A 1,032-nucleotide genomic window follows, 5' to 3' on the forward strand; every position below is an offset into this window, starting at 1 on the left:
TAGAGCATTTCCGGCTTGCACAGACTCGCGGGTTCTGATTCGACGCTGTTGTTGAGCAGCGAGGCTGGAGATGACGGCACCTCTGTCGCAGGACCTGCGCAAGCGCCTGGTCCGGGCTGTTGAGGAGGGCGCCTCGGCGCGTGAGGCGGCAGCCCGGTTCGCAGTGAGCGCGTCTGCGGCGATCAAGCTGGTGCGGCGGGTGCGCGAGACCGGCAGCACGGCCCCGGCCCGGATCGGGGGCTACCGCAAGCCGCTGCTGTCCGGGCAGGAAGAGTTCCTCCGCCAGCTGACGGCCAGTCGGAAGGGGATCACTCTGGCGGAGATCCGGGCGGCCCTGGTCGAGCGCGGTGTGGCGCCGGTGTCGCTGATGACGATCTGGTCCATGCTGAAGCGGATCGACCAGTCACATAAAAAAAGCAGATGAGGGCGGCCGAGCAGGACCGGCCGGACGTCGCCGAGCACCGCCGTCACTGGCGGGTTTGGCAGCGCTACATGGACCCTGAGCGCTTCGTGTTCCTCGACGAGACCGGTGCTTCCACGAACATGATCCGCCGCTATGGCTGGGGGCCGCGGAACGAGCGCCTGGTCGATGCCACGCCGCACGGTCACTGGCGCACCACCACCTTCATCGCAGGGCTGCGCAGCACCGGCCTCGTCGCGCCGCTCGTGCTCGACGGGCCCATGACGGGCGAAGCTTTCCTCGCCTACGTGAGGCAGTTCCTCGCACCCGTCCTGACCAAGGGCGACGTGGTGGTCATGGACAACCTCGCTGCCCACAAGGTCGCCGGTGTCCGCGAAGCCATCCGGGCCACCGGCGCCAGCCCCCTCTACCTGCCGCCCTACTCGCCCGACCTGAACCCGATCGAGCAGGCCTTCGCCAAGCTGAAGGCGCTGCTCCGAAAGGCCACAACCCGTACCCGCGAAGCCCTCTGGACCACCATCGGGCGCCTGCTCGACACCTTCACCCAAGCCGAGTGCAGAAACTACCTCGCCAACTCAGGATACGCGTCCGAGTAAGCTGGAAATGCTCTA

1 protein-coding gene is annotated in these 1,032 nt (G+C 67.2%); it reads left to right on the top strand.

Annotated elements, in window-relative coordinates:
- Positions 1–70 precede the first annotated feature (70 nt).
- Positions 71–1,017, top strand: a protein-coding gene (locus J5Y10_RS27635; RefSeq protein ID WP_408901607.1) for an IS630 family transposase whose coding sequence is annotated in 2 segments (ribosomal slippage) — positions 71–416 and positions 416–1,017 — 948 coding nt in all. Because the reading frame shifts where the segments join, the coding sequence is not laid out codon by codon here.
- The last annotated feature ends 15 nt before the right edge of the window (positions 1,018–1,032 follow it).

The sequence above is a fragment of the Roseomonas indoligenes genome (genome assembly GCF_017813365.1).
In the GTDB taxonomy this organism is placed as follows: Bacteria; Pseudomonadota; Alphaproteobacteria; order Acetobacterales; family Acetobacteraceae; genus Roseomonas; species Roseomonas indoligenes.